This is a genomic window from Paenibacillus sp. Y951, from assembly GCF_056786395.1.
This window is the reverse complement of sequence record NZ_JBXCIY010000003.1, coordinates 264,179-288,259: the sequence shown is the minus strand read 5'-3', so window position 1 is coordinate 288,259 and position 24,081 is coordinate 264,179. Positions and strand designations below refer to the sequence as shown.

The 24,081-nt window shown below is 38.7% G+C and carries 21 protein-coding genes, 5 tRNA genes and 1 pseudogene; 5 read left to right on the top strand and 22 right to left on the bottom strand.

The genetic code is table 11. From position 1 onward, the window contains the following. Positions 1-9 precede the first annotated feature (9 nt). Complete coding sequence (locus AC1TPB_RS06345) at positions 10-1,479, top strand: aminotransferase class I/II-fold pyridoxal phosphate-dependent enzyme (RefSeq protein WP_482075721.1); 1,470 nt, start codon at positions 10-12, stop codon at positions 1,477-1,479. Positions 1,480-1,615: 136 nt separating this feature from the next. Here AC1TPB_RS06345 and AC1TPB_RS06340 read toward each other — a convergent pair whose 3' ends face one another. Both AC1TPB_RS06340 and AC1TPB_RS06335 read right to left on the bottom strand, forming a co-directional pair. After that, positions 1,616-1,924, bottom strand: a complete 309-nt coding sequence (locus tag AC1TPB_RS06340; RefSeq protein WP_482061217.1) for a DUF1292 domain-containing protein — start codon at positions 1,922-1,924, stop codon at positions 1,616-1,618. A gap of 77 nt (positions 1,925-2,001) precedes the next feature. Next, positions 2,002-2,583, bottom strand: coding sequence for a stalk domain-containing protein (locus AC1TPB_RS06335; protein ID WP_482075720.1), 582 nt, complete (start codon positions 2,581-2,583; stop codon positions 2,002-2,004). 307 nt (positions 2,584-2,890) lie between these two features. On the opposite strand from AC1TPB_RS06335, the gene AC1TPB_RS06330 reads away from it, so the two are divergent. Both AC1TPB_RS06330 and AC1TPB_RS06325 read left to right on the top strand, forming a co-directional pair. Further along, positions 2,891-3,616, top strand: a complete 726-nt coding sequence (locus AC1TPB_RS06330) for an MBL fold metallo-hydrolase (protein WP_482075719.1) — start codon at positions 2,891-2,893, stop codon at positions 3,614-3,616. 17 nt (positions 3,617-3,633) lie between these two features. Further along, the gene (locus AC1TPB_RS06325; RefSeq protein ID WP_482061219.1) at positions 3,634-3,864 is read left to right on the top strand and encodes a DUF3892 domain-containing protein; all 231 of its coding nucleotides are present in this window, start codon (positions 3,634-3,636) and stop codon (positions 3,862-3,864) included. Positions 3,865-3,932: 68 nt separating this feature from the next. On the opposite strand, the gene AC1TPB_RS06320 is transcribed toward AC1TPB_RS06325, so the two are convergent. Both AC1TPB_RS06320 and AC1TPB_RS06315 read right to left on the bottom strand, forming a co-directional pair. Then, on the bottom strand, positions 3,933-5,378 hold the full coding sequence (locus AC1TPB_RS06320) for a nicotinate phosphoribosyltransferase (protein ID WP_482075795.1): 1,446 nt from the start codon (positions 5,376-5,378) through the stop codon (positions 3,933-3,935). Positions 5,379-5,583: 205 nt separating this feature from the next. Further along, entirely contained in the window at positions 5,584-6,525 is a 942-nt protein-coding gene (locus tag AC1TPB_RS06315; protein ID WP_482075718.1) for an S-layer homology domain-containing protein, read from the bottom strand. A gap of 223 nt (positions 6,526-6,748) precedes the next feature. On the opposite strand from AC1TPB_RS06315, the gene AC1TPB_RS06310 reads away from it, so the two are divergent. Next, positions 6,749-6,823 (top strand) — tRNA-Val (locus AC1TPB_RS06310). Between the two features lie 672 nt (positions 6,824-7,495). Further along, positions 7,496-8,335, top strand: a complete 840-nt coding sequence (locus AC1TPB_RS06305) for a malate synthase (protein ID WP_482075717.1) — start codon at positions 7,496-7,498, stop codon at positions 8,333-8,335. A gap of 436 nt (positions 8,336-8,771) precedes the next feature. Here the strand turns inward: AC1TPB_RS06305 and AC1TPB_RS06300 are convergent, their stop codons facing one another. The 18 genes and pseudogenes from AC1TPB_RS06300 to carA all read right to left on the bottom strand — a co-directional run bounded on the left by AC1TPB_RS06300 (position 8,772) and on the right by carA (position 24,079). Next, a complete protein-coding gene (locus AC1TPB_RS06300; protein WP_482075716.1) occupies positions 8,772-9,110 on the bottom strand; it encodes a type II toxin-antitoxin system PemK/MazF family toxin in 339 nt (112 codons plus the stop codon). Next, the gene (locus AC1TPB_RS06295) at positions 9,103-9,300 is read right to left on the bottom strand and encodes a DUF2281 domain-containing protein (protein ID WP_482075715.1); all 198 of its coding nucleotides are present in this window, start codon (positions 9,298-9,300) and stop codon (positions 9,103-9,105) included. Before AC1TPB_RS06295 ends, AC1TPB_RS06300 begins: the two co-directional genes overlap by 8 nt. Positions 9,301-10,159: 859 nt before the next feature. After that, positions 10,160-10,540 (bottom strand): S-layer homology domain-containing protein, encoded by a 381-nt coding sequence (locus AC1TPB_RS06290; protein ID WP_482075714.1) that lies wholly within the window; start codon positions 10,538-10,540, stop codon positions 10,160-10,162. 33 nt (positions 10,541-10,573) lie between these two features. Next, positions 10,574-10,648 (bottom strand): annotated as a pseudogene (locus AC1TPB_RS06285) (S-layer homology domain-containing protein); the annotation flags it as partial. An 11-nt stretch (positions 10,649-10,659) separates the two neighbouring features. Further along, entirely contained in the window at positions 10,660-11,322 is a 663-nt protein-coding gene (locus AC1TPB_RS06280; RefSeq protein WP_482075713.1) for a hypothetical protein, read from the bottom strand. Next, a tRNA-Leu gene (locus AC1TPB_RS06275) sits at positions 11,284-11,372 on the bottom strand. The genes AC1TPB_RS06280 and AC1TPB_RS06275 overlap by 39 nt, the downstream gene beginning before the upstream one ends. Positions 11,373-11,425: 53 nt before the next feature. Further along, a tRNA-Leu gene (locus tag AC1TPB_RS06270) sits at positions 11,426-11,514 on the bottom strand. A 16-nt stretch (positions 11,515-11,530) separates the two neighbouring features. After that, positions 11,531-11,607 (bottom strand) — tRNA-Ile (locus AC1TPB_RS06265). Positions 11,608-11,643: 36 nt separating this feature from the next. Next, positions 11,644-11,719, bottom strand: a tRNA-Met gene (locus tag AC1TPB_RS06260). A gap of 167 nt (positions 11,720-11,886) precedes the next feature. Beyond that, positions 11,887-12,069 carry a hypothetical protein gene (locus tag AC1TPB_RS06255; protein ID WP_482075712.1) on the bottom strand — a complete coding sequence of 61 codons (183 nt, stop codon included), beginning with the start codon at positions 12,067-12,069 and terminating at the stop codon, positions 11,887-11,889. Between the two features lie 229 nt (positions 12,070-12,298). Further along, positions 12,299-13,192, bottom strand: a complete 894-nt coding sequence (locus AC1TPB_RS06250; protein ID WP_482061230.1) for an ABC transporter ATP-binding protein — start codon at positions 13,190-13,192, stop codon at positions 12,299-12,301. Positions 13,193-13,195: 3 nt separating this feature from the next. Beyond that, positions 13,196-16,105 (bottom strand): ABC transporter permease, encoded by a 2,910-nt coding sequence (locus AC1TPB_RS06245; RefSeq protein ID WP_482075711.1) that lies wholly within the window; start codon positions 16,103-16,105, stop codon positions 13,196-13,198. A gap of 3 nt (positions 16,106-16,108) precedes the next feature. Beyond that, entirely contained in the window at positions 16,109-17,179 is a 1,071-nt protein-coding gene (locus AC1TPB_RS06240; RefSeq protein ID WP_482075710.1) for an efflux RND transporter periplasmic adaptor subunit, read from the bottom strand. Continuing rightward, complete coding sequence (locus tag AC1TPB_RS06235) at positions 17,142-17,861, bottom strand: ABC transporter ATP-binding protein (protein WP_482061233.1); 720 nt, start codon at positions 17,859-17,861, stop codon at positions 17,142-17,144. Before AC1TPB_RS06235 ends, AC1TPB_RS06240 begins: the two co-directional genes overlap by 38 nt. Positions 17,862-18,090: 229 nt before the next feature. Continuing rightward, positions 18,091-18,738: an orotate phosphoribosyltransferase gene (gene pyrE / locus AC1TPB_RS06230; protein WP_482075709.1), complete on the bottom strand. Its 648-nt coding sequence runs from the start codon at positions 18,736-18,738 to the stop codon at positions 18,091-18,093. Then, the gene (gene pyrF, locus AC1TPB_RS06225) at positions 18,731-19,462 is read right to left on the bottom strand and encodes an orotidine-5'-phosphate decarboxylase (protein ID WP_482075708.1); all 732 of its coding nucleotides are present in this window, start codon (positions 19,460-19,462) and stop codon (positions 18,731-18,733) included. Before pyrF ends, pyrE begins: the two co-directional genes overlap by 8 nt. 263 nt (positions 19,463-19,725) lie before the next feature. Next, positions 19,726-22,947 carry a carbamoyl-phosphate synthase large subunit gene (carB, locus tag AC1TPB_RS06220; protein WP_482075707.1) on the bottom strand — a complete coding sequence of 1,074 codons (3,222 nt, stop codon included), beginning with the start codon at positions 22,945-22,947 and terminating at the stop codon, positions 19,726-19,728. After that, positions 22,940-24,079, bottom strand: coding sequence for a glutamine-hydrolyzing carbamoyl-phosphate synthase small subunit (gene carA / locus AC1TPB_RS06215; protein WP_482075706.1), 1,140 nt, complete (start codon positions 24,077-24,079; stop codon positions 22,940-22,942). Before carA ends, carB begins: the two co-directional genes overlap by 8 nt. Positions 24,080-24,081: the final 2 nt, after the last annotated feature.

Here is a 24,081-nt window from a genome sequence, read left to right as displayed (position 1 = left end):
ATGTCAACGATGGACCATCGTCGCACGCCATTATTTACTGCGCTACGCAACCATGCGGAGCAAGATCCCGTCCAGTTCCACATACCAGGACATAAAAAAGGCATCGGAAGTGACCCAGAATTTCGTTCTTTTATCGGTGATAATGCCTTGTCCATAGATTTAATTAACATTGCGCCGCTTGATGATTTACATCAGCCAACTGGCGTCATTGAGGAAGCGCAGCAATTAGCAGCAGATGCTTTTGGAGCAGATTATACTTATTTCTCTGTCCAAGGGACAAGCGGTGCAATTATTGCGATGATTTTATCCGTTTGTGTACCAGGCGATAAAATTATTATTCCACGTAATATTCATAAATCTGTGCTGTCTGCTATTATTTTTGCGGGTGCTAGACCAATATTTATCTCACCAGCTCGAGACAAAAACTTAGGTATTGATCATGGGATTACGACTAGTTCAGTTAAACGTGCCCTGCAGCGTCATCCTGACGCTAAAGCCGTACTAGTTATTAACCCGACTTATTTCGGCATTTGTGCGAATTTAAAAGAGATTGTAGATCTTGTTCACAGTTATCATATTCCTGTCCTTGTTGATGAGGCTCACGGCGTTCTTATTCACTTTAATGAGAAGCTACCGATGTCTGCTATGGAAGCAGGCGCAGATATGGCTGCAACGAGCGTACACAAGCTTGGAGGCTCTATGACACAAAGTTCTGTACTTAATGTCAAAAAAGGACTTGTGAACCCACAACGTATTCAAACGATTCTTAGTATGCTAACAACAACATCCACTTCATATATTTTATTAGCATCGCTTGATACTTCACGAAGAAATCTAGCGTTGCACGGTGAAGCGATTGCCAATCAAGCGATCGAACTTGCAGAACATGCACGTGCAGCAATTAATCAAATTCCAGGACTATACAGCTTCGGCAAAGAAATTCTTGGTGATGAAGCTACTTACGATTTCGATCCAACAAAAGTAACGATTCACGTCAGACATCTTGGCATTACTGGTTATGATACGGAAAACTGGTTACGTGAGCATTTCAACTTAGAAATTGAAATGAGTGATATGTACAATATTTTGTGTCTAGTTACTCCCGGTGACACTTCTGAATCTGTACAAAAACTTATTGTTGCCTTGAAAACTCTTTCTGAAACCTACTTTGAAGGAGCAGAGGCTCGTGAGCTTGTCGTGAAAATACCTGACATCCCTCAGCTTTCATTGACACCACGTGATGCTTTCTATGGGGAAACAGAGACGATTCCTTTCAAAGAGTCTGCAGGACGTATTATTGCTGAATTTATCTATGTGTATCCACCTGGTATACCAATTCTACTACCGGGTGAAGTTATTTCACAAAAAAATATTGACTATATTATCGAGCATGTAGAGGTTGGTCTACCTGTTAAAGGTCCCGAGGATCGCAACATTGAATTCGTCAAAGTTATTTTTGAAGAAACGGCCATTTCATAATAATAAAGTAGTCACTACAAAAACTGCACCGCCGCTTGTTAGACATAACTAACAAGTTGGCGGTGCAGTTTTTTTATATAAGGACAGAAAAAAAAGCAGCGATAAGGAACCCCCATCTCTGCTTTACTTGCTTCTATTATTGTTCGCCGTTTTCAGTGTTGGCGATTTCTTCATAGATAGCTTGAACGCGATTCCACTCTTCGTCATCTTCAATACCGACTAAGAAAGCTTCCTCATTTTCTTCTTCAACACGGAAAATCACTCCGTCTTGCTCTGGATCTTGACGATCAAGTAGTACGGCATACATCATGTCCTCATTCTCAAATGTATATACCATTACCATTTCACGTTCTTCGCCTTCATCATTTGCTATGATAAACACATGGTCTTCATGCTCATGGTCTTCGCCACAACCACAATTTTCATCATGTTGATGTTCAGTCACAGTAGTTACCCCATTTCGGTTGAATATAATTTATACGTTATCATGTTAACAGAATGTTATGCTATGGTCAAACAGATTTAGTTCGCGGATGAAGTAATTAACTTCTCTGATGTAATGGTCCATTCATCACTGTTCTCGGGCTTCATATAGCAACGAATCGTATATTTTCCACTTAATGAAAAACGATAGCTCGTCTCTTCTGTGACGAACCAATAATTATCGCGATCTTTTTCTACTTTAATTTCTTGAATTAACGTTTCTTTTCCATTGGGATCAACGATCGTGAATTTTGTAGCGTTTAATTTTAAGCCTACATTATCTACTTGTGCAAACACTTTAATCTTTCCACTAAACCCTTTTTTCACTTCACCAAATGTAGTCTCTTCCCCATTACTGCTATTATAAATAAACATATGCACATTAGGTGAGTAAATGGTTGCAGTCTTTGTGTTCGAGTTCCAATCGACAATAGCATGCAGTGATTCACCAATTTTACGAAGTGGTAAATATGTACTATTATCAATTATTTCACCTATCTCGCCTAGATTGGCATCATTAATAATCACTTGAATTTTCGAGCTAGATGCATTTGCAAGTGCAACTGTTGCACTCCAAATCATAACGATACTTAATAGAATGAAAATTTTCTTATGTTTCATCGCTTGTCTTAACCTCCAATTTATCATCATTCCTAAGAAGTTAGACTCTATGGCAAATAAAAAGTTGCGTTAAAATGAAAAAGATTTAATATAGAAAACTAGTAGTAACTGATTAACTTATCAAAAATTTTCAGCAAGACATCTTGAATAAGATTTACAGTTTCGTTACAATGCAAGAAAATGGTTAGCAATATCCATCCATTAATAATAGCTGAAATTTCGTTATATCTGTGAGCTGGATTACAGAGTTAATGATCATTATCTGATATAATATAAAAACTTAGCCCATGTATAAGGAGGTTTCTATGTGATAATTACTATGATAGGCACTGGTAATGCGTTTGCGAAACAGCATTATAATAACAATGCATTAATACAACAACATTCGTTCAACCTGCTAGTAGACTGTGGCATTACATTACCCCATGCCTTTTATGAGCAAGGCTATAGCTTCGATCAATTAGATGGCGTGCTTATAAGTCATATCCATTCTGATCATGTTGGTGGCTTGGAATTATATGCTTTTCAGATGATGTTTAAGTACAAGAAAAAGGCCACCTTATATGTTGCTGAGTCCTTGGTGGAGCCTTTATGGGAAACTTGTCTCAAGGGCGGGCTTGTACAAGGGGATCTCATAAGCATAGATGACTTCTTCCATGTCGTTCCATTGGTACCGAATACTAACTATGAATTAGCTCCCGATTTGAATATTAAGTTGATTCAAACGCAGCATATTCCGAATAAAGATAGTTATTCTATCTTGTTCAATGATAGATTTTTCTACTCAGCAGATATGACCTTCAATCCACAACTATTACAGCAATTAGTTGAAGACGGAGTGCAAACGGTCTATCATGATTGTCAGCTTGAAAGCCCTGGCTTAGTACATACCACATTAGAAGAATTATTATCATTACCTAATCACTTGCAACAAAAAATTAAATTAATGCATTATGGCGACACAATTGGGGACTATATAGGTAAGACGGGCTTGATGGAAATTGTTCAACAAGGTCTACCGTCTACTATCTAGTGAGGAAGTGTATGTCAATGTCAGAGCAGCAGGAAGTTGTCGCAGTAAGACGTAATGCAGCAGGAAGTATAGTAGAATTCAAGCTTTCTTCCGGTGAAATTGTTGATTATATGCAAGCTCAAGAAATGGTTAGTAATCAGGAAATTAAAAATTTAGAACTGTTCAAAGGTAGAGATCATGAACAGCATATTCGTTCAGAGCCTGACGATACCGTTGCAAATAACTTAGATCAATTACCTTCATTCTAATAACAGAGCAAGATAAAGGGGCTTCCTTGAGTCAGTGTAAACTGACTCAAGGAAGCCCCTTTCTTCTATTATTTATTATGTTGACTCAATAGATCTTTACGAATATTCCAAACTTTATCACTTAGCACTACAGCATACTTTTCAGGATTCAGCTTACGCAATGTTTCTGGCCAAAACAAATCAAGCTGTAGTTGATGATATTGGGCAATTTCTTGCACAGTAGGGAGCTTATAGACACATTCCCCCGCCACGAATATAGGGTGTAGCAATGGTAAAGCTGTGTAACGGCTTACTTCGCGACGTATGTACGGGAGAGCTGGATCGTATAGCATTAACGGCTGTTCTGAAGTAGAATCAAGCACTTCATCATCCATCGTAATATAATCAGCTTCCGCTTTTCCAGTGTCTAAGTTTACAATACGATATACATTTTTCTTTCCGGGAGTCGTTATTTTCTCAGGATTTCCGGAAATTTTGATGACGGGCTCGTATTGCCCATTGCATTCCTTAGCAACTAGCTTATATACACCACCGAGTGCAGGATTATCGGAAGCTGTAATTAGCTTTGTACCAATTCCCCAACTATCAATCCGCGCTCCTTGTGCCTTCAATTCTACAATAATATTTTCATCTAGATCATTAGAAGCTACAATTTTCACATCGGGGAAACCCGCTTCATCGAGCATTTCACGAGCACGCTTAGATAAATAGGCTAGATCTCCACTATCAAGACGAATCGCCTTCATACGCTTACCTTTGGCAGCAAGCTTACGTGCTGTTTCAATGGCATGAGGTACGCCTTCACGCAATGTATCATACGTATCTACGAGTAAAGTTACATCATCAGGTAACGCCTCAGCGTAACGATCAAACGCCTGCTGCTCACTATCATGAATTTGTACCCAAGCATGAGCATGCGTCCCTTTTGCTGGTAAATTAAACAGCATTGCCGCTCTCAAGTTAGACGTTGCATGAAAGCCAACTAGACAAGCTGCTCTCGCCCCCCAAATGGCTGCATCTGCTTCTTGTGCTCGGCGCGTACCGAATTCCATTAATATATCATGTGGCGCTACTTGCTTAATTCTCGCCGCTTTCGTTGCGATTAGTGATTGATAATTCATGAAGTTCAATATTGCTGTCTCAATAATTTGAGCTTCAAAAATCGATGCCTCCACTCTTAATATTGGCTCATTAGGAAAAACCAATGTACCTTCAATGGCAGCATAAATATGACCTGTAAACTTGAATTGTCTAAGCTCCTCTAAAAATGGAAGGTCATAGTTTTCCTCTTGCGAAGCTAGAAATGTAATTTCTTCTTCAGAAAATTTTAGCCCCTTAATATAATGAATAATTCTTTCCAGACCAGCGGCAACGGCAAAGCCGTTGCCGAATGGCAATTTTCTAAAATACAAATCAAAAACCGCTTTTTGATGATGCGTATGATGCTTCCAGTGAGCATACATCATATTAATTTGATATTTATCGGTATGTAGTATAAAATGCTCCGATGTCATAGTTACACCTGCTCCCCCATTACTAACGATTTGTGCCACTCTGTACCTCTAATATTAGGAGGATAGATAGTATCATTATGATGTTTTTTTCATAGAAGTCAATTCAATACGATGCCAAGCAAGGTCATTACGAGCGCTCTACATAAAGAAAACGCTGAATAGCTAGTCAACATTACGACTACTACACAGCGTTATCATACCATTATTATTGAGCTACAGATTCATCATTATATTGTGCTTCTACAAATTCAACTTTATATTGTTTATCTACATATACAGATGTAGACACGTTTGTAATCACTTGAGGATACATCATATCTGGTAGAGGCTCAACAATCTGGATATCTACATAAGCGATGTCACCAACAAATTTAATATTAGCTACCTTTATGCCATAGCCTGGATGTGGTACGTCTGCAGAAATGGTTACTTTATTAACTGTATCCGTTAATGCTTCTGTCGTCAGCTTTACATTGTCAAGTTGGCTTGATGGTTCAACTTCTTCATTAACATTAAGCGTATCTGCAAAAAGAAGTGCTTTATCTAACCAAATCGCTGCTTCACCACGAGTAACGCTTTGTGTAGGATTAAACTTGTTGTCTTCCGTAAGCTCTGCAAACTTTAGAATTAGAAGCTTTTGAATCGCATTACTATAGTCTGGTTGAACTTCCTTAGCATCAAGATAGTCAATATAGATTGCAATTAGTGGGTAATCACCTTTTCGATCTACCTGATCCATTAAGATAGATGCAAATTCCTCACGACTAATGGAATCGTTAGGATTCACATCAGCAGCAAATTCCACGCCATTGTAATATCCTTCTACAAATGCTTCAGAATACCATTGATCATTAGCTACATTTTCATACATATCACTAGCTACAGGTAGTTTTGCAAAACGGAAACGACTAAGGTCCAGTTCAAAAGCTCTATCAAGCAAAGAAACAGCTTGAGCATATGTCAATTCATTATCCGGATTGAATGCATCTGAGTTAACACCGTTAATAACTCCTCGCTCCTTCAAACTTAAAATATGGCTTTCTGCTTTGTGACCTGACACATCCGAAAACGCATGTAAAACTGGTGTTAATGCTAGTAAAAGAACCAGCGAGAGTGCTACAGTAAATAAACTTTTCTTCTTCATCATATTTCCCCCTAATTTGTTGGACTTCTATGTAACAAAAAGTCATTCTCGATGCATAACGCTTTAATTATTAACTATATCTATAAACGTCATATTTACTCATAATGTTGCAACAATAATTAGAGGTTTTTATGAATTAAAGAAAACTAAAATGTTTATCTTCTAAAATTACTAAATTATAGCTTGAAAATATCGTTAGCCTATGCTATTATATTTTGTATTGCATAGGACGGTAACTCAGCGGGAGAGTGCTACCTTGACAGGGTAGAAGTCGCGGGTTCGATCCCCGCCCGTCCTACCAGAATATAAACGTTCAGCCCCCTTACGGTGTAAGGGGGCTTTTTGTTTTGGGCGTATTGGGATGAGTTTGTGAAGCTCTCTTTTTGGTGCTTTTGGTCAAGAATAGATTTTAGGTCATAATATTATGCTTCAAGACCATTACTCAATTAAGGAAAATGGTCTTTTTACTAACTCTTCTCTTATTCGTTTTTTTCACAATAAATCTCTTCTAAAAAAACAACCCTCACACCCACATTCACCTTTGTTCGTATAAATAGAGTAATATTACTAATTTTTAAGTTCCTCATTTTTTTGCACGATTGTATTAGCAATATCATGGGTTTATCGGGATTACAATTTCCTTACCATCAATATCACGAACTCCACATGTGTTGAGTGCCGATAGCCGACAAAGATGATAGTTTCACAAAAAAATATTAAATTATACGATAAAAATATACCATTGTCAATTCATTATTTGAAATATGTTTGGATATATGGTAATATATAATTATAAGAATATTTAGACAATACACGATAATCGTACGCAACTTCTTTTCGACAGAATTTGAGTGCGGTTTTTTGATGTAAAAAACCATTTTCTCATTCTATTTCGTCAATCGAAAGCAAGCTAGTCAGAAAATAATAGGTGTTAATTTAATACCTAAATATTTATACGAGGAGAGTGGGGTTAATGAACTTAATCAATGAAAAAATAACTCATACAGTCTTTGGTATTGGAAATATCGTTGATCATGATGAGTCTGTCATCACTATTGATTTTAATAATTATACTAAAAAATTCGTTTACCCTGATGCCTTTGGGAAGTTTATCAAACTAAATGACCGAAATACCGCAAAATCTTTGCAGAAAATTATTGCAAAAGAGGAAATAAAAAAAGAAGCACTTGAAAGAGAACGTGAAGAAGTAGAGGCGCAGCAGGCGCTTGAACAGCAGCGTAGAGAAAAAATAAAAAACCTTAAAATTCATGAGAGCTCACAAATTGTTTTCTGGCTGGACGAGGAAGAGCAACAAAATGTATTTACCGACTGGCGAGCGTCTACTGGCAAGGTTCAAAATGGAAAAAATAAAGGCCAACCAAACAGAGTAGCTCGTTTGCTTCCGAACAGTGCATGTCTTCTGACTGCAAGAGGATCCGATCAATCAGAAACAGAAAGACGTATTTTCGGCCTCTATATGGTAAACGAAACGTTTTTCGGCGATCTTAGCAATGATGGAATGGTCCCGGCCCATACGGAATTTAGAATTAAGCTCACAGATCAAGAAGCAGAAAATATGCTTTTCTGGAATTATTATATCAACAAAAACTTTCCTGAACGCTTGACATGGAATTCTGGTAAATACCGTTACTTCGATAACGTTTGGACTGCTCAAATCTTAAAAGATATCATAGCATTAAGAACAGATGAAGAAAAAATCAAAGAAGCTAAAAACTTCTTAGAATACTTCTGTCAAATGAATCTCCTTGACATGGATAACATCCCACAGGCGCACGGAGCTTCAAAACAATAATACCCAGGTGACATATAGGGACGGTTCATATGCCCGTATGCGGGAATCACGGTTAGTTTGTTCTCTTTGGTTACCTTATATTCAATACTAATCGATTTCGTCCCCACTATTATTTCATGTTACTGATAACATGAGATTGATTCAATACTTTTTTGGTGTTATTTAAAGCACTTTTTGCAATCAAGGTTCTCACTTACCCTAGGGGGAGTTGAACTCTTCTCCCTCATTTCCTGCGTTGTACCCACACGTTTTATATGATCCCGGGAAGTCCGTGTAGCAACGCTCCTCGGGTTTTTGTGTTGTTATACTGTAGCTGTTAGTTTTATAGCTTTCGGCTACAGTATGGCTACAAATACGGACAGGTTTTTTGGGTAACGTTGGGTGTGTATTAGTATGTGTTACTTAATATCTTGCAAGATAATATTCAATAATAAATCTATTCTGAGATTAACCTATCAATTTGCTCCTTAACCTCTAACAAACGATCAGATGTCAAATGACCAAACTTCTTATTAACAATTCGACTAGACAACGTATATATTTTGTCTGCACGAATGCCCGATTCCACTTTCAGTTGACCAACATCTAAATCATCCGTTGTGATACGAATAAAGTAATCATGACTTGCTAAGTTAGATGTAATCGCCGCTACGACAATATCTTGATTAACAAGATTATAACTTGTATTGGATAGAACTAATACTGGACGCTGCTTCGTAGCAGTTAGATCACTGTATGGAAATGGTATCAATAATATGTCACCTTGCTTATACATCGTTCCAAACCTCGTCATCTACAGTATTATCCCAAAAATCCATACTTGTCTTAGTCGCTTCTCCAAGATTTTTCAATGTATCCTTTTCACGCTTCATTTTTAGATTTCCAATAAAATCATGTACTTCTGCTGCATCTTGATCTGTGATTTTGTCAATCAAGCGTTTTAATTCTTCACGGTTCACACTCATGGACAACACCACCTTTCAATTCATATTATACCACTTAGGGCTTGTTTGAAGCACAGGATATTAAGTTTCTTGCAGAAATTAGTAATAGTTTGATTGGTTACATCCTGTATCCCATTACGTGGCACTCATTGGACGGGTTTCAATATATCCTTGGTTACGATAGGTGTCAGAAAAGCAGTAAACCATTCAGTTAGTTTAATCGGCGCAGAACGCTGTTTTGTCATATGAGCACGCTATACCATTACAATGTGTAGATAGATTTTACAATTCCGTTCGTAAAGCTGACATACTGTGTTCCGTACCTCCATACTTCAACTGAAATATTGTTTGAAGTTAACTTAGAAGTATCGGAAGGATGTCCCCATGATAGTTCAACTTGTGCTTTGCTCATGCCTATGTTGACCTTTTCAGCTTTAATAAGATTTATTTTTAAATTTCGCTAGCGTGCCTTGCTGTTCTTTTTTCTCCGTGGCGGCTGTTTCTGCTGAATTAACGAACAGCGTAGCTTTGCCGACGGATATTTTCATTTTATTATTGGACATAAAACATTTCAAAGCAAGTAATCTATAAAGCACATTTAATTTCAAATCACTATATCTGTCTAGGGCAAATTAAATAAACTTACATACATTAGTTTATCTTGATATAAGGTGGTGTTCTTGATGAAACACAAAAAGACTTTAGTTGTGCGCCTTAGACCTGGCCAAAGATTACTTGTAATTGCGAAAAAAAATCGTCGCCATCATTCCTAGATAGTATTAAATTCTGCATACAAAAAACTTGACGCCAACATGACGTCAAGTTTTTTTGTTTGAGTGCATCACTTAAAATACGCTCAACTCCATTATTTATGGCTTACCTAGTAATCAAGCACACGAAGTGCTAACGTAATAGCATCCGCACGAGTAGCTACTTTATCAGGACCAAATGTATTATTGCTGTATCCTACCACCAAACCATACTTAACTGCTGTAGCAACATAAGCTCTTGCATAAGCAGGAATGTTAGAAGCATCGGCGAAAGTTAACTCATCCTCTGATACAAGCTCTAGACCCAATGCTTTAACAATCATTACTGCCGCTTCTGTACGTGTAATGTCACCAGTTGGACGGAATGTGTTATCGTTATAGCCTGTTAGTATACCCGCCTCTACCGCTTGCTGAATATACTCTTTAGCCCATCCTTGAATTTTATCTGCATCATTATATTTCACTTCACCTTTTGCAGCTTCAAGTTTCATTGCGCGAACTAGAATAGCTGTGAACTCAGCACAATTAACTTCTTGATTCGGCTTGAATGAACCATCACTATAACCATTTACAAGTTTTAATGATACAGCGCGTTCGATCGCCGCTTTTGTTAAGGCTCAGGTGCTGTAGGATTGTTATGCTCATGAATTGCAGCTTGCAAAGCTGTCAAAGTAGTTTGCATTGTCGCTAACTTAGTAATATATGTATTAGCAGCTTCTGCATTTGCAATCGCTGACTCAAACGCCGTTGAGCGATCCGTTAGCGTCTCTGCTGCTGCAATAGCACTAATCAATTGAGCTTTCGTATTATCAATATCATTGCCAATAACTACTGTTACTTCATGAGAAGATAACAATCCTCCAGGAGTAATTTTATATTTTGTTGTTGCTGTAAATTGATCAGTAAGATCTTTCAACTCATATCTTTTCACAATTGTGTCAGCATTTTCAATAACCATTGTTCCTGGATCGTTATTAATAATAAACTCTAATGCAAAAGACTTAGTCATTTCTACTTCTAAAAATTGTGTACCATTATTTACAACAATGTAAGGATTCTTGAAAAATTCATTTACCTCTATTGAATGCCACTCTACAAGGAATAATTCATTTCTAATCCATGCCCTTGAATCTAAAACATCGAAACAACAAAAAACCCCCTTCAAGCTTAGCTTGAAGGGGGTTGGATTATTCAATGAATTTGCTACATAATAGAGTGAATCTAATAAATCAAATGGTGCCGAGAACCGGAATCGAACCGGTACGGTAGTCACCTACCGCAGGATTTTAAGTCCTGTGCGTCTGCCAGTTCCGCCACCCCGGCGTAGTACTATGTATACAATATTCAATTGAACAATCAGTCAACCTAGGAAATAATGGTGCCGAGAACCGGAATCGAACCGGTACGGTAGTCACCTACCGCAGGATTTTAAGTCCTGTGCGTCTGCCAGTTCCGCCACCCCGGCAAGGGTATGTAGCTAATGGTGGGCCCTGAGGGACTCGAACCCCCGACAAATCGGTTATGAGCCGACTGCTCTAACCAGCTGAACTAAGGGCCCTTAATAATATAATGATAACTCATTATGTCCAAAGGTTGGTTGCGGGGACAGGACTTGAACCTGTGACCTTCGGGTTATGAGCCCGACGAGCTGCCAACTGCTCCACCCCGCGTCATTGCTATTTCAAACGTTATCGCAACGGCGACATGTATTAATATACAACATTCAAACATATTACGTCAAGCATTTTTTAATATTTTTATTTATTTTTTATTTTCACAACTTTTATTCATAAAAATTACCAGTATTAATAGGTTTACACTGCTTTATACCTATGTACTATATTAATCCCCTTGAATTATTCAATAAATATTTCACTCCATATCTTCCCTTTAACGATTTGAATATTTCTATTTCCTGAGGACAATCAAGACCATACATCCAATAATCACTTTCCATTCTCTGTACAACACAACTTGCTTGAAACTTTGATTCATATAATCTAATCCAATATATCCACATCTATTGTTACCTCCCAAAACTTTTCGTAACTCCTTGATAGACTTCCTAGTAACGAAAAGTTACTTCGAAAGCATTAGCCAAAGATAACGATAGATTACCCATTTCACACAAAATCATTCCAATTAATAAATTAATGTAACAAAATAAGAAAAAATCCCCTTATCGCTAACAATGTTAAGTTCCAAGTATCGAACTTTCTACACATCGTCGACGATAAGGGGATTACTCTTTATTCTTCCTTTAGCTGAATCTGCGGTGATCTAATCGTAATCTTCTCACCATCAAACTCCATTAATACTTTATCTTTAATATCCATTGCCTTCAAATATTCTTTTGGAACTTGAAGACGACCAACTTTATCAACAACCACATAAGCAACATGCTCATTTTGTGAGGTATGCGCTGATAACGATACAAAGCCTTCACCATGCGAGCCGATCTCTGGGTTATGCTTCACAAATTCCGTACTCGTTAAGCCGTCTCTAATCGCAACAACGCGGTCAACTTGACTGGCTAAGGTCATATCATGGGTAACGATAACGATCGTGACACCGATCTCCTTATTCAGCCTACGAAAAATATTCATAATCATATCAGATGTCGCAGTGTCAACCGATCCTGTAGGCTCATCTGCTAGTAGCAGCTCTGGACGATTAGATAACGATATCGCAATCGCCACACGCTGCTGCTCACCGCCTGAGAGCTGATGCAATTTATTATGCATCCGGTGCTTCAAACCAACCCATTCTAGAAGCTGCGTCGCATACGTACGATCCAACTTTCCAGAAAGCATCATTGGCATTTCAACGTTTTCAAGAGCTGTCAAATACGGCAATAGGTTTCGAGCATTGTTTTGCCAAATAAAACCTACCGTATCCCGCTTATAGCTTACACGCTCTTCCTCAGTCATTTTCAACAGATCCCAAGGACCCACTTTAACTTGCCCTGCAGAAGGACGATCTAAGCCACCTAGCGTATTTAAGAGCGTTGATTTACCACTACCACTATTACCGATAATAGCCATCAATTCACCCTTCTCAACGGTTAGGTTCAAGCCTTGTAGAGCGACAACTTCCAAATCGTCAGTTTTATATATTTTTACTAATCCTTCACAATAGATCATGAATTATCGCTCCTCTCCCATTTTCACAGCTTGATGTACTTTAAGCTTTTTGATATGAAGGAGTAAGAACCCAGCACCAATTGACATCATCACAAGCACGACTAGCATCAATTGATTCGTATCGCTAGCTTGGAAGATAACACGGAATGGTGGAACCATTTCCGAGGCGTTGTCCGCCGATTGTAAAAATGGTAAGAAGATGTAGCTGACAACTTTACCAATACCAAATCCGAGTCCAATTGCAAGTCCCGCCGTCAATATTTGCTCAATCAGCAACATGCTAGTTAACTGTGACTTCGATAGCCCCATCGCACGTAACACACCAAATTGAACGACCCTACCCGACAAATTGAAGAACCAGTATAGTAGATAACCTGCTAGAGTAACCGCAATCGTAACGAGGAATCCAAGACTTAAAATCCCAAATACGCCACCTCTTGTCGGTAATTTCGATTGAATAAGTAGATCATTACGTACATCTTTCCATGTAACTACATCTAATTTATTAGCAGCTAGATTTTCAAGTAGTGGAGCAACAAGCGCATCCGGTTCCATCTTCACCCATACTTCATAAGGAATTAGCGGTAATTGATCATATATATAGTCCAAGTTAGCAATTAAGAACGGTTCACTATCTGGATATAAATTAGGCCAGAATGGAACGATGCCTTGCACTGTAAAATCTAATGTTCCATCTGTGAAACTTACTGAAATGAGATCGCCTAACTTCAATTGATATTTTTCAGCAATGTTTTCTGGTATTAGAGCACCATGCTCAGCCAATCCAAGGTATGACAAGTAATACGCCGGATCATAATCATACAAATCGTCTCCGAACCAAGCTACATCATAGAAATCTTTATTATCAATTCCCATAATTGTACCTTTCCCAACCGTCTTACCTGATACAATAATATTATTTTTGGACTGAAGTACTCTTGTAGCGGCTTCTACGCCAGGACTAGTTCGGAATACTTCGAACGGTGGTTCTGTATAGAGTAACTTCTGAGGTTGGTTATTATTCCCATTACCTCCACCATTTCCTCCGTTGCCGCCACCGCCGCCATTGCCTCCACCGTTTCCGCCGTTATTACCACCATTATTCCCGCCATTGTTATTGCCATCATCAGGTTTCTTCGTAGGAATCTTTTCAGGAATTCCGCCCCAATTCGTATGAACAATAACATCAGCACCATTTTTATACAGCGTTCGCTCCGTTGAGTTCAAGTCTATCGTACGAGCAGCCGAAGCATTATACACACCTAAACCGATCGTTAAAATAAGCAATGTCATCAATGGATAGTAGCCTTTAGAAGAACGAGATAATTGTGTTAACGTCAAGTAAGATGATACAGGTAAATACCTTTTACCTAGCCAATTGCATAGTGATATTATCCACGGGAAAATCCGCAGACATAGCAATCCAAGCGCAAAAATTGCTATTGCAGGTACAAAGAATAAAAACGGTTGAATTTGCATTTGATCACTTGATACGCCTGAATTAACAGTAAGTAATTGACGTTCATTGAACAAATACCAACCATAGATTGTAACGAGCACTAATATAATATCCAAATACCATTTTTGCCAAAATGGCTTTTTGTCAGATCGAGCCAAATCTTGTTTGTAACTAACGATGGAGGCTCTTGCGTACTGTACCGCTGGAATAATTGTTGCTAATAAAGCGACAACAACAGCTATAATTCCGGCAATAATCGTTTCTACAGAGAATCCAATCGTAATCGACTTACGATTGACAAAGGATAAAAATCCATCTGCTGATCCAATACTTTTGGACATAAACCAACCAATCAAAGGACCGATAACAAGAGCGATCAAACCAAGCATTATACTTTCGACGACATACATGCCTACAATTTGTCTTGTTCCTGCACCTCTACTGCGAAGGACAGCAATATCACTGCGTTGTTTATCTAGCGATTGTCTCGCATTCATCATAATGAAATAAATAACCATTGCTAGCATTGGCGCAGCTAAAGTAAATAGCATCGTTTGTAATTCATTACTTTGCGCCCGGAAAGCTTTCAATGTTTCGGCGAATGATTGCTCTACTTTCGTATCTTTAAGTCGTTGGTACAACTCAATATCTAGACGATTTAAAGTAGAAGCCAGTTCATTAATTTGACTACTTTTAATTTGTGAAAGATCAAATGAATAATACCAAGATGCAGACTGCAAGAAATTATTTTGTTTTTTCAGTAGTTCTTCTTGAAACAACGTTTCATTAACAAACAGTGTTCCAAATTGCGATTCTACCCCTTGAGCCCAGTACGCATCAGAAATGTCTGTTGGCGATACAATACCAACAATTTGCACAACGATTTGTTTACTATTATCAGCACGATAATAGTATAGATCGCCAACATGCACATCATTACGATACATGCCTTCTTCAATCATAACCGCTTCCAGTACGCCTTTATCGGTAAGCTTGTCACTGAACCATTGTCCTTGTACAAGTTCATTATGTTCCTGTAAACCACTCATCGATTGAATATTTAAGGAACGTGTGCGACTCGGATCTACTTTATCAGGAAAGACTGGGGTCACATTACTAGGACGTATTCCATATTGTTGCACGAAGGTATCAAACGGGAAACCTATCGTTTTGGGAATATCATCCTTAATATATTGCTCTACAGAGAGCAATCCATCCATATTATTGCCATTTGCAGGTACGCCTTGATATTTCATCATTAAAGATCCTGCAGGCTTACTTTCACTATCTACCTTCAATTGTTGTGCAATGACGCGTTTCAAAGCTCCATCTGCATACATTGGAATACTTGTGGCAAATGCGACAGCAACAATAAGTCCTAACAAAGTACTTAATGTTAGCCAACGAGTATTCCACATTTTACGGAAAATAAAGCGAAAGAAGGGTACACCCATATCTTATCTCCCTACTACTTTCTGACCAGGCTTTAAGCCTTGTAAAATTTCGACTTCAGTAGCAGTCTGCTGTCCGACTTCTACATCTACTTCACTTTTTTGCCCTTTTTCATCAACTACTTGAACATAAGTACGGTTACCTATGCTTCTTAGTGTAGATGGTGGGATGACAATCGCATTTTCTGTACGACTAGTGATGACGTTAATAGAAGCAGTTAGACCGCGAGCCGCTCCCTCAGGTAATTTATCAATCTGTACAATCATATAATCCTCGATACGATCAATTTCACCTGCTGCACCGCCTGATCCGTTTCCACCATTATTAGAATCAGTAGATTTAGTAGGAAGTTGTTTCACTTTTCCTTTAATGGAACCACCGTTACTAATAGAAACCGTAGCTTCCATACCAATAGCAACTTTTTCTTGCTCTGTTTTTGTTAATTTCGCGCCTGGAACAAGCATTGTTGTATTGGCTACAATGGCAATCGGAGCATAAGCTTTAATAAGATCGCCTTTTTTTGCAGTTAGCGATACGATCGTGCCTGAGAATGGTGCTGTAATGACACCTTTTGCAATTTCTACTTCCGCATCAGCTAGCTTCTGTCTCTTTTCTTCAAAAGCGATACGTTCAGATTCGTATTGAGCTTGATCCATCTCATCTCTTGAACGTAGTAATTCCTTCATGGCTAGTTCATCGCGTTGAAAAGCGAGTTTATCTAGACGTAAAGTTTTTTGCAGTTCACTTACATCAAGCTCTGCAATGACTTGTCCAGCAGTAACTGTATCACCTGTCTTCACGTGCACATCTTTTACATTAAGATCACCTTTAGTGAAATACATCGTTTCTTCTTCTAATGAAATAATTTTACCAATAACTGTTACCGTTGTTTCTAATGTTTTCGTAGCAACTGTATGCTCTGGCTTTTGCGAGATTTTCGGAGGAATAATATTAGGTATAACTTCCTCTTCTTTTTCATTCGGTAATAGACTACAACCACTTAATAATAGTGCTAGAATAACCATTGATATACTTGCTTTACGAGATAAATTTGCCATCCACCATTTCATAAACATGGTCTGCAACCTCCAAAATTGTAGGATCATGTGTCGTCATACATATCGAAATTTGTTCATACTTAATAATGCTTTGAAATAACGCCATTACTTGTGCGGACATCGCAGTATCCAATTCAGCAGTAGGCTCATCTGCAAGTAATAGAATTGGACGATGTGCAATAGATTTTGCTATAGCAACACGTTGTTGTTCACCACCAGATAATTCATACGGGCGATGATGCATACGTTTTTCAAGTCCAACAAGTGTTAAGCATTCTTCAACGCGCTCTTTCCATTCTTTTTTGGGACGATTCGCCATCCGCAAAGAAAGTTCGACATTTTCATAAGCAGATAATAACGGCATTAAGGCAAACGCTTGAAAAATAAAGCCCATTTCATTGCGTCGTATTAATGTCCTTGCCTTATCACTTAGCGTATCGAACGGTTTACCATTGAAATCAATACTCCCTTTGCTTGGCGTATCTAATCCGCCAAGACTGTTCAATAAAGTCGTTTTACCTGAGCCTGATCTTCCTTTTAACATGACAAGCTGTTGACGTTCAACTGTCATATTAAGTCCCTTTAACACATGAAGATCTTTGCCACCCACTTGAAAGATCCGTTCCATCTCTCGCACTTGTAATAGTGGAGTGTGACTAGGCTCGACATCATTTTCTTGAATATGTAACTGTTCATTCATATAATCTCATGACACCCCTCACACTTATTCTATATTAGAGACGTTTAATAGTTGGAAAAGGTTACAACTTTTAAAATATTTTCTGAAAATTTTCTAATAACGTCGAAATATCATTATAACATTCATTGCTGTGATGTAATCAACTAAAATAGACATTATCATTTCATTACTGCTGAAACGATAATGTCTACTATATACTGCCTTTATGTTCAAACATCATTGCTGTCGTTTAATTGTTGTAAGCTTGAGGATTAGCTCTCCATGATTGAAGTGCTGCTACATCATCTTGAGCAATTTCTCCAGTGGCAACAGCTTGTTCAATTAATGCAGAATAATTGGAAATGGTTTGCAATGGAATCCCTGCTTCCGCAAACGCATCAATAGCCGATTGGAACTGATACGTAAAGATAGCCAATACTGCAAGTGGCACTGCTCCAGCTTCACGAACAGCAAGTGCTGCTTTCAATGAGCTACCACCAGTAGAAATCAAATCTTCGATAACGACAACTTTTTGGCCCGGTAGTACGCGACCTTCGATTTGATTTTGCTTACCATGTCCTTTAGCTTTATCACGAATATAAGCCATTGGTAAGTTCATTTTTTGTGCGACCCATGCAGCATGCGGAATACCTGCTGTTGAAGTACCAGCAATCACTTCAGCGTCAGGGTACATTTCATTAATTAATGTCACAAAACCATCTGCTACTTTTTCACGAATTTCCGGATAAGTCATCGTAAGACGATTATCGCAATAAATAGGCGATTTTATGCCAGACGTCCATGTGAATGGTTCATTCGGACGAAGCGCTACTGCTTTTATTTCTAATAATGATGCAGCAATATCTTTTGCAAGCTGTTCCAATGATACTTTACTCATATGAGATTAACTCCTCAATAATAGATTCAATTGCTAACCGCGGATCAGTTGCAGCTGTTATCGGACGACCGATAACCATGTAGTCAGTCCCTTGACGTAATGCTTCACTAGGCGTCATAATGCGAGATTGATCATTCAGTGCTGCTCCTAATGGACGAATACCAGGTGTAATCGTTTGGAATGCTTGTCCACAAGCATTTTTAATCGCAATAACTTCCGATGGTGATGCAACAACGCCATCCAGCCCTGCTAATTGCGTTAACTTCGCGTAAGAAAGCACTGCAGCTTCAACCGTACCAGTAATTCCGATCTCACCATTCATAACTTGCTGACTCGTACTAGTTAACTGTGTAACTGCGATTACCGCTGGGCGTTGCTTATTAGAACTGGCCTGATGTACTCCTTCAAGCGCAGCCTCCATCATAGCACGACCACCTGCAGCATGAACGTTGAACATATCAACACCTAGCGCTGTAATACTCGCTGCTCCACCTTTGACAGTGTTAGGAATATCATGCATTTTCAAGTCTAAAAATACACGGAAGCCGCGATTTTTAAGCCCTTCTACAAAAGTGGGGCCTGCAGCGTAGTATAGCTGCATGCCCACTTTCATATAGCAAGGAATTCCTTTCAATTGCTGAATTAACTGCTCCGCAGCAGTTGCACTTGAATAATCAAGAGCAACCATAATTTTCGAAGCCGCCTCTGCTTTTGTAAGTGACATACCTTGCCCTCCTAAAATTTTTCGAGCAACGAAAAATTGCATCGAAAGCATAATCCTAAAACTTTTTGTTTACTCCATGAAAATACTTCTTGGTAACAAAAAGTTACTTCGTAAGCATGTCCTAAAACTTTTTGTTTACTTCATGAAAATACTTCTTAGTAACAAAAAGTTACTTCGTAAGCATAATAATTTATGGTTATCTACTTGATGATGCTTCCTGGTAACAAATAGTTACTTCAAAAGCATCATCTAAAATTTGTGGTTTACTTCTGTTGCAATACTGGCATAGCGCTAGAAGTGAAGTTAATAGTTTGCATCATTGTAAGTAATGCTCTTACTGTATCAAGTGATGTCAAAATTACTACCCCATTCTCAACTGCTTCACGACGAATACGGAAGCCGTCACGTTCTGGAGTTTTGCCCTTCGTAAGTGTATTTACTACGAATTGAGCATGTCCTTCACGGATATGGTCAAGAATATTTGGAGCACCTTCACTTAATTTATTAACTCGCTCTACATATAACCCTGCTGCTTCTAGCGCATCTGCAGTACCACCAGTTGCCATTAATTTGTAGCCTACATTTGCAAAACCACGCATTAATTCAACTGTTTCTTGCTTATCTTTATCCGCTACTGTTACAAGAATTGTACCAGAGTTAGGAATTTTCATACCTGCACCAATAAGTCCTTTGTACAATGCTTTTGCAAATTGTACGTCGCGCCCCATTACTTCACCTGTAGATTTCATCTCAGGCGTTAATGTAGGGTCAACACGGCGAAGTTTCGCGAATGAGAATACTGGAACTTTAACTGATACATGATCATCTTCAGGCCATAAACCATCTACATAACCAAGATCAGCAAGTCTTTCATTCAAGATTGCACGAGTTGCCAGATTCGCCATCGGCAGATTTGTTACTTTACTTAAGAATGGTACTGTACGAGAAGAACGTGGGTTAACCTCGATTACATATACTTTCTCTTCGTGAATAACAAACTGGATGTTAACAAGTCCAATAACTTTAAGTGCTTTTGAAATTTTAATGGTAATGTCTACAATTTGTTGCTTAATATCGTCAGATAATGATTGCGGCGGATATACAGCAATCGAGTCACCAGAGTGAACTCCTGCGCGCTCCACATGCTCCATAATACCTGGAATAAGTACCGTTTCACCATCACAGATTGCATCAACTTCAGCTTCTTTACCAAGCATATAACGGTCGATCAACACTGGATGTTCTGGGTTGATTTTTACTGCTACCTTCATATAGCTAAGTAGTTCCTCATCAGTATAGACGATTTCCATAGCGCGTCCACCAAGTACATACGATGGTCTTACAAGAACCGGGTAACCAATCACTGCAGCTGTAGCTACTGCTTCATCAACAGTTGTAACTGTTTTACCATCTGGTTGAGCGATATCTAAGCTACGAAGTAAAGCTTCGAATTTCTTACGATCTTCCGCTTCATCAATACTTTCAAGGCTTGAACCAAGAATTTTCACGCCAGCTTTAGAAAGTGGTGCAGCAAGGTTAATCGCTGTTTGACCACCGAACTGAACGATTACGCCAATTGGTTGCTCTTGCTCGATAACGTTCATTACATCCTCGAAGAATAATGGCTCAAAGTATAGACGATCAGATGTACTGAAGTCAGTCGATACTGTTTCAGGGTTGTTATTAATAATAACTGCTTCGTAGCCTGCATTTTGAATAGCCCATACAGCATGAACAGTTGAGTAATCGAACTCAATACCTTGACCGATACGAATTGGTCCAGAACCTAGTACAAGGATTTTTTCTTTCGTTGTATCCGTTACTTCATTTTCTACTTCGTATGTGGAGTAGTAATATGGTGTAACTGCTTCAAATTCTGCAGCACAAGTGTCAACCATTTTATAAACTGGAATCATACCTTGCGACTTACGATATGCACGAATATCATCTTCATTCGTGTAAGCAGCATTTGGGAATCCTTCTTGACGAATTTCAGCAATTGAGCGGTCAGAGAAACCTTTACGTTTCGCTTCATATAATAACTCTTCTGTAAGTTCAGCTGATGTACGAATGATATCTTCAAATTTCACGATACCTTCGATTTTATCAAGGAACCACCAGTCGATACTAGTTAGATCTTGAATTTCTTGCAGTGCATAACCACGACGGAATGCTTCAGCAACTAGGAACATACGCTCATCATCAGGCTTATTAAGGCGAGTACGTAATACATCTTCAGAAAGATCAACTGATTCTTTCAAATGAATACGGTGCGCACCGATTTCCAATGAACGTACTGCTTTATGAATAGATTCTTCGAATGTACGACCAATCGCCATTACTTCGCCAGTTGCTTTCATTTGCGTACCAAGTTTGCGGTTCGCATCAACGAATTTATCAAATGGCCAACGAGGAATTTTTGATACGATATAGTCAAGAGCAGGCTCGAACATTGCATAAGTTTGACCAGTAACTGGGTTAACGAGTTCATCAAGAGTATAACCGATCGCAATTTTCGCAGCCATTTTTGCAATGGGATATCCCGTTGCTTTAGAAGCAAGCGCTGATGAACGAGATACACGCGGGTTAACCTCAATGACATAATATTGATAACTGAACGGATCAAGAGCGAACTGTACGTTACAGCCACCTTCGATATTCAAAGCGCGAATGATTTTCAATGATGCTGAACGAAGCATTTGATATTCGCGATCAGACAATGTTTGAGACGGTGCAACTACGATAGAGTCACCAGTATGAACACCAACTGGATCGAAGTTTTCCATATTGCAGACAACAATACAGTTATCGTTAGCATCACGCATAACCTCGTATTCTACTTCCTTCATACCAGCAATTGATTTCTCAATTAGACATTGGTTGATTGGAGAGTAACGAATACCTGAAGCTACAATTTCACGAAGTTCTTCTTCATCATCACAAATTCCGCCGCCTGTACCACCTAAAGTGTAAGCAGGACGAACGATAATTGGATAGCCAATGGAGTTAGCAAAAGTAACTGCAGCCTCAACTGTCGTTACAATATCACTATCTGGAACCGGTTGGTCAAGCTCACGCATTAAATCACGGAACAAGTCACGATCTTCTGCTTTTTCAATGGCTGAAAGCTGAGTTCCAAGCAATTGAACATTTTCTTGCTCAAGCACGCCAGCACGAGCCAGTTCAACTGCCATATTTAGTCCCGTTTGTCCGCCAAGTGTTGGCAGCAAACCATCTGGACGTTCTTGACGAATAATTTGAGATACAAAGTCAAGCGTAATTGGTTCGATGTAAACTTTATCAGCCATATTTGTATCAGTCATAATTGTTGCAGGGTTACTGTTGATTAGAATAACTTCATAACCCTCTTCTTTTAATGCTTGACATGCTTGAGTACCCGCATAGTCAAATTCCGCCGCTTGTCCGATAACGATAGGACCAGAGCCAATTACAAGGATTTTTTTAAGTTTATTATTTTTAGGCATTTTGTAATTCTCCTCTCAACATTTCCGACAATATAGCTTGACGAGGTTTTTTCGGATTTTCTTGCTTATGGTTGCGAATCATTTCAATAAATTGATCAAATAGGTAACCGGAATCCTCTGGACCTGGAGCCGCCTCTGGGTGATACTGTACTGAGAATGCTGGGAACGTTTTATGTTTCAAGCCTTCAATTGTTTTATCGTTGTTGTTGATATGTGTCACGATTAGATCAGTAGCTTTGATTGATTCATCCGTTACTGTATAACCATGGTTTTGCGATGTAATATAGCAACGATTTGTTGCTAATTCTTTCACTGGATGATTACCACCACGGTGACCAAATTTCAATTTTTCTGTATCTGCACCGCATGCAAGAGCAAACAGTTGATGACCAAGACAAATTCCGAACATCGGGAATTCACCAAGTAGTTGTTTAATTGTTTCCGCAATATGAAGATTATCTTTCGGATCCCCAGGACCATTCGACAATTGAATGCCATCTGGTGCAAGGCGACGGATTTCATCAGCCGTTGTGTCGTGAGGAACAACTACGATATCGCAATTACGTTTGGACAATTCGCGAATAATTCCACTTTTAGAACCACAGTCAATTAACACAATACGCTCTTTATTACCTGGATTTGTGTACACATATTCTGTGGAAGTACGCGCTACCTGATCTTGGATTGATGGTGTTGCTTTCAAGCGTTCTAGAAGTTCTTCAACATGCTCATTACCCGTTGTAATAACACCCTTCATCGATCCCAATTGACGAATTTTACGAGTCAACATACGAGTATCGATATCAGAGATACCAGGAATTTCATATTCTTTCAAAAGATCACCTAAAGAATATTGTGCACGCCAGTTACTTGGAATTGGTTCATAACGACGAACTGCTAAGCCGTGAATAAAGGGGCGAATCCCTTCGAAATCATCACGAGTAATACCGTAGTTACCAATTAATGGGTAAGTCATTGTAACAATTTGTCCACAGTAAGACGGATCAGTAATAAGCTCCTGATATCCAGTCATTCCTGTACTAAATACGACCTCACCAATCGTTTGAGTTTCAGCACCGAATGATAATCCTTTAAATAAAGTTCCATCTTCTAATAATAATCTTGCTTGCATCC